General features: G+C 64.9%; 6 protein-coding genes. 5 read left to right on the top strand and 1 reads right to left on the bottom strand.

Annotated elements, in window-relative coordinates; all coding sequences use genetic code 11:
* The 5 genes from sdhC to EOA23_RS32220 form a co-directional block, all read left to right on the top strand.
* Positions 1-332: succinate dehydrogenase, cytochrome b556 subunit (gene sdhC / locus EOA23_RS32240; protein WP_127307052.1), on the top strand; the 332-nt coding region annotated here is incomplete at its 5' end.
* On the top strand, positions 332-727 hold the full coding sequence (sdhD, locus tag EOA23_RS32235; protein WP_126063679.1) for a succinate dehydrogenase, hydrophobic membrane anchor protein: 396 nt from the start codon (positions 332-334) through the stop codon (positions 725-727). The genes sdhC and sdhD, both read left to right, overlap by 1 nt.
* A 4-nt stretch (positions 728-731) precedes the next feature.
* The gene (sdhA, locus tag EOA23_RS32230; RefSeq protein ID WP_127307051.1) at positions 732-2,567 is read left to right on the top strand and encodes a succinate dehydrogenase flavoprotein subunit; all 1,836 of its coding nucleotides are present in this window, start codon (positions 732-734) and stop codon (positions 2,565-2,567) included.
* Between the two features lie 2 nt (positions 2,568-2,569).
* On the top strand, positions 2,570-3,004 hold the full coding sequence (locus EOA23_RS32225) for a DUF3052 family protein (protein ID WP_126063681.1): 435 nt from the start codon (positions 2,570-2,572) through the stop codon (positions 3,002-3,004).
* Positions 3,004-3,783 (top strand): succinate dehydrogenase iron-sulfur subunit, encoded by a 780-nt coding sequence (locus EOA23_RS32220; protein WP_127307050.1) that lies wholly within the window; start codon positions 3,004-3,006, stop codon positions 3,781-3,783. Before EOA23_RS32225 ends, EOA23_RS32220 begins: the two co-directional genes overlap by 1 nt.
* Positions 3,784-3,877: 94 nt before the next feature.
* Here the strand turns inward: EOA23_RS32220 and EOA23_RS36145 are convergent.
* Positions 3,878-4,070 (bottom strand): hypothetical protein (locus tag EOA23_RS36145; RefSeq protein WP_210212515.1); only part of this gene is annotated, 193 nt, incomplete at its 5' end.

Raw genomic sequence — 4,070 nt, 5'->3', positions numbered from 1 at the left:
CGATGTCGATCATCCATCGCATCACCGGCGGCGCGCTTTATTTCGGAACGCTGCTGGTGGCGGCGTGGCTGATCGCCGCCGCGAGCTCGCAGGCCGCCTTCGACTGGGTCGACTGGGCGTTCGGCTCCTGGCTCGGCCGGCTGATTCTGTTCGGTTACACCTGGGCGCTGATGCACCACATGCTGGGCGGGCTGCGCCACCTCATCTGGGACACCGGCGCCGGGCTCGAAAAACACACCGCCTCGAAGATCGCATGGGCGACGCTCGCCGGCTCGATCGTGCTGACGCTCCTGATCTGGATCGCCGGCTATGCGGCTCGGGGGGCTTTCTGATGAGCGCGAACAACACCGATATGCGCACGCCGCTGGCGAGGGTCCGCGGCCTCGGCTCGGCCCGCGAAGGCACAGGGCATTTCTGGCGGCAGCGGCTGACCGCGATCGCCAACATTCCTTTGATCCTGTTCTTCGTCGGCTTCCTGATCGCGATCAACGGCCACGGCTACGCGGAAGTGCGGGCCGCGCTCGCGAACCCGTTTGTGGTGGTCATGTTCGGTTTGGTGCTGATCTCGCCGCTCTATCATATGCGCATCGGCATGCAGGTCATCATCGAGGATTATGTGCATGGCGAAGGCATGAAGCTGGCGCTGATCGCGCTCAACACCTTCTTCTGCGTGGCAGTCGGCGTCGCTTCGCTGTTTGCCCTGCTCAAACTCGCATTCGGAGGCTGACGTCTTGGCCAACGCAAATACAGCCGGCACGGCTTCCGCCTACACTTTTGTCGATCACAAATTCGATGTGGTGATCGTCGGCGCCGGCGGCGCCGGCCTGCGCGCCACGCTCGGCATGGCCGAGCAGGGGCTGCGCACCGCCTGCATCACCAAGGTGTTCCCGACCCGCTCGCACACGGTCGCCGCGCAAGGCGGCATCGCCGCCTCGCTCGCCAATATGGGCCCCGACAACTGGCAGTGGCACCTCTTCGACACCGTCAAGGGCTCGGACTGGCTGGGCGACATCGACGCGCAGGAATATATGGTGCGCGAGGCGCCCGCGGCGGTCTACGAGCTCGAGCATTACGGCGTGCCGTTCTCGCGCACCGAAGAGGGCAAGATCTACCAGCGGCCCTTCGGCGGCATGATGATGAATTTCGGCGATGGCCCGCCGGTGCAGCGCACCTGCGCGGCAGCCGACCGCACCGGTCATGCCATGCTGCACACGCTCTACGGCCAGTCGCTGAAGAACAATGCGCAGTTCTTCATCGAATATTTCGCGCTCGACCTGATCACCGAGCCGGACGGCACCTGCACCGGCGTGGTGGCCTGGAACCTCGATGACGGCACCATCCACCGCTTCTCGGCCAAGATGGTGGTGCTGGCGACCGGCGGCTACGGCCGCGCCTATTTCTCCGCCACCTCGGCGCATACCTGCACCGGCGATGGCGGCGGCATGGCGGCCAGAGCCGGGCTTGCGCTGCAGGACATGGAGTTCGTGCAGTTCCACCCGACCGGCATCTATGGCGCCGGCTGCCTGATCACCGAAGGCGCGCGCGGCGAGGGCGGCTATCTGGTCAATTCCGAGGGTGAGCGCTTCATGGAGCGCTATGCGCCGTCGGCCAAGGACCTCGCCTCGCGCGACGTGGTCTCGCGCTGCATGACGATGGAGATCCGCGAAGGCCGCGGCGTCGGGCCGAAGAAGGATCACATCTTCCTGCATCTCGACCATCTCGACCCGGCGGTGCTGCATGAGCGGCTGCCAGGCATCTCGGAATCGGCCAAGATCTTCGCCGGCGTCGACCTGACCAAGGAGCCGATCCCGGTGCTGCCGACGGTGCACTACAATATGGGCGGCGTGCCGACCAATTATTGGGGCGAGGTGCTCGACCCGACGGCCGAGAATCCCGACCGCGTGCTGCCGGGCCTGATGGCGGTGGGCGAGGCCGCCTGCGCGTCCGTGCACGGCGCCAACCGGCTGGGCTCGAACTCGCTGATTGATCTTGTCGTCTTCGGCCGTGCCGCGGCAATCCGCGCCGGCGAGGTGATCGACCGCAATTCGCCCATCCCTGCGCCCAACGCGGCCTCGGTCGAGAAAATCATGGACCGCTTCGACAGGCTGCGTCATGCCAACGGCTCCACGCCGACGGCGGTGCTGAGGGAGAAAATGCAGCGGGCGATGCAGGAAGACGCGGCGGTTTTCCGCACGCAGGAATCGCTCGACAATGGCTGCAAGCGCGTTTCCGAGATCTGGGGCGAACTCAAGGACATCAAGGTCACCGACCGCTCGATGATCTGGAATTCCGACCTCGTCGAGACGCTGGAGCTGGAAAACCTGATGGCCAACGCCATCACCACGGTCCATGGCGCCGCGGCGCGCAAGGAGAGCCGCGGCGCGCATGCGCGGGAGGATTTCTCGGCCCGCGACGACGCCAACTGGCGCAAGCACACGCTGGCCCATATCGGCGAGGACGGCACGGTGACGCTCACCTACCGGCCGGTGCATACCGAGACGCTGCTGGCGGAAAAGGACGGCGGCATCAACCCGGCCAAGATCGCGCCGAAGGCCAGGGTGTATTGACCATGGCATTGGCGGCCGCGGGATATTCCGGCACGCCCCTTCCGGCCAAGCTCGGCCTGAAGGACGGCATGGTTGCCGCCTTTATCGCGCTGCCGCCGGAGCTCGACGATCTGGCCGAGGCAGTAAAGTTTGCCGAGGTCGATCGGCTGCCAAGGTGGTCGGCGATCTCGGGCAGCCGTAAATACGACGCCGTGCACGCCTTCACCGGGCAGCGCGCCGAGATCGAGGACGGCTTGGCCGGCATCGAGACGGCGATCAAGCGCGACGGCATGGTCTGGGTCTCCTGGCCGAAGAAGGCTTCGAAAGTGCCGACCGACGTCACCGAGGACGTGATCCGGTCGGAGGCGCTGAAGCGCGACCTGGTCGACGTCAAGGTCGCCGCCGTCAACGAAATCTGGTCCGGGCTGAAGCTCGTCATCCGAAAGGACCGCAGGTAATGGTCGAACTCACGCTTCCCAAGAATTCCAAGGTCCAGCAAGGCAAGACCTGGCCGAAGCCGGAGGGCGCCACCAATCTGCGCGAATACCGCATCTACCGCTGGTCGCCGGACGACGGCGGAAATCCGCGCATGGACACCTATTTCGTCGACATGGACGATTGCGGGCCGATGGTGCTGGACGCGCTTTTGTGGATCAAGAACAAGATCGACCCGACGCTGACGCTGCGCCGCTCCTGCCGCGAGGGTATTTGCGGCTCCTGCGCCATGAACATCGACGGCTCCAACACGCTCGCCTGCACCAAGGGCGCCGACGACATTTCAGGCGCGGTGAAGGTCTATCCGCTGCCGCATATGCCGGTGATCAAGGACCTGGTGCCCGACCTCACCAATTTCTACGCCCAGCATGCCTCGATCGAGCCGTGGCTGAAGACGGTCTCGCCGACGCCGGCCAAGGAATGGCTGCAGAGCCATGAGGATCGCGAGAAGCTCGACGGGCTCTACGAATGCATCCTGTGCGCCTGCTGCTCGACGTCCTGCCCGAGCTACTGGTGGAACGGCGACCGCTATCTCGGCCCGGCCACCCTGCTGCAGGCCTATCGCTGGCTGATTGACAGCCGCGACGAGGCGACGGGCGAGCGGCTCGACAATCTCGAAGACCCGTTCCGGCTCTATCGCTGCCACACCATCATGAACTGCGCGCAGACCTGCCCGAAGGGGCTCAATCCGGCGAAAGCGATCGCGGAGATCAAGAAGATGATGGTGGAGAGAAGGGTTTAGTCGGGCGAATTCGCTCGCGGTGCTTTGAAGGCAGCGATCCTTCGCGCCCCCTCTGTCCTGCCGGACATCTCCCCCACGGGTGGGAGATTGGCTGTCATCGCGGCTTTCGCCAATCGCCGTCGTCGAAGAACAAGCGCTGTTGACGAAGCTGCTGATCTCCCCCCTTGTGAGGGCTTTGCACGGAACTGAGTTGGTGATTCCGTAGGTCCGGCATGAAGGGGAGATGATTCGGATGGTCGATCGCGTGCTTGGACAACTGAGCCTTGCGGATGGGCTGGTGTGGTCGG

The sequence above is a fragment of the Mesorhizobium sp. M2A.F.Ca.ET.042.01.1.1 genome, assembly GCF_003997405.1.
GTDB lineage: Bacteria > Pseudomonadota > Alphaproteobacteria > Rhizobiales > Rhizobiaceae > Mesorhizobium.
Note: the sequence above shows the minus strand (reverse complement) of the source record. Positions and strands in the feature narration are given on the sequence as shown.

Bases quoted from the DNA above. Each gene is read 5' to 3' on its own strand.
- EOA23_RS32225 (WP_126063681.1), top strand. From the start codon at position 2,570: ATGGCATTGGCGGCCGCGGGATATTCCGGCACGCCCCTTCCGGCCAAG.
- sdhD (WP_126063679.1), top strand. From the start codon at position 332: ATGAGCGCGAACAACACCGATATGCGCACGCCGCTGGCGAGGGTCCGC.
- EOA23_RS32220 (WP_127307050.1), top strand. From the start codon at position 3,004: ATGGTCGAACTCACGCTTCCCAAGAATTCCAAGGTCCAGCAAGGCAAG.